Source organism: Arthrobacter sp. 10L430 (assembly GCF_056395245.1).
In genome coordinates this window covers 1-1,106 of record NZ_JBFTJD010000058.1, presented here as the reverse complement: position 1 = coordinate 1,106, position 1,106 = coordinate 1, and the positions used below count along the sequence as shown (strand labels likewise).

The 1,106-nt window shown below is 65.9% G+C and carries 1 pseudogene; it reads left to right on the top strand.

The features are described from left to right. Positions 1-1,106, top strand: a pseudogene (locus tag AC1DDG_RS21640) (pyruvate dehydrogenase (acetyl-transferring), homodimeric type); the annotation flags it as partial.

Here is a 1,106-nt window from a genome sequence, read left to right as displayed (position 1 = left end):
CTGATCAGGGAACAGGGCACCGAGCGTGCCCAATACATCATGCGCAGTCTCCTGCAGCGTGCCGGCGCCCAGAGCGTCGGGGTTCCGATGGTCACCACCACGGACTATGTGAACACCATCCCGGCGGACCAGGAAGCGCAGTTCCCGGGCAACGAGGAGTTCGAGCGCCGCTACCGGGCGTACATGCGCTGGAACGCCGCGGTGATGGTCCACCGCTCGCAGCGGCCGAACATCGGCGTGGGCGGGCACATCTCCACCTACGCCGGCGCCGCGACGCTGTACGAGGTCGGGTTCAACCAYTTCTTCCGCGGCAAGGACCACCCCGGCGGCGGGGACCAGGTCTTCTTCCAGGGCCACGCCTCCCCCGGCATGTACGCGCGGGCGTTCATGGAAGGCCGGCTGACCGAGCAGGACCTGGACGGCTTCCGGCAGGAAAARTCCAAGGCCGGCCACGCCCTGTCCTCCTACCCGCACCCGCGGCTGATGCCGGAGTTCTGGGAATTCCCCACCGTGTCGATGGGCATCGGGCCGATGAACGCGATCTAYCAGGCCCAGTCCAACCGCTACCTGCACAACCGCGGCCTGAARGACACCTCCGAGCAGCAGGTCTGGGCGTTCCTGGGCGACGGGGAAATGGACGAGCCCGAGTCCCGCGGCCTGCTCCAGCTCGCCGCGAACGAGAACCTGGACAACCTGAACTTCGTGATCAACTGCAACCTCCAGCGCCTGGACGGGCCGGTGCGCGGCAACGGCAAGATCATGCAGGAACTCGAGGCGTTCTTCCGCGGCGCGGGCTGGAACGTGATCAAGGTCGTCTGGGGCCGGGAATGGGATGACCTGCTCACCCGCGACTCCGACGGGTCGCTGGTGAAGATCATGAACGAAACCCTGGACGGGGACTACCAGACCTACAAGGCCGAGTCCGGCGGGTTCGTCCGSGAGCACTTCTTCGGCAAGACCCCGCAGACCAAGGACATGGTCGCGGACCTGACCGATGACCAGATCTGGAACCTCAAGCGCGGCGGCCACGACTACCGCAAGGTCTACGCCGCGTACAAGGCAGCGACCGAATTCAAGGGCAAGCCCACCGTGATCCTGGCCAAAAC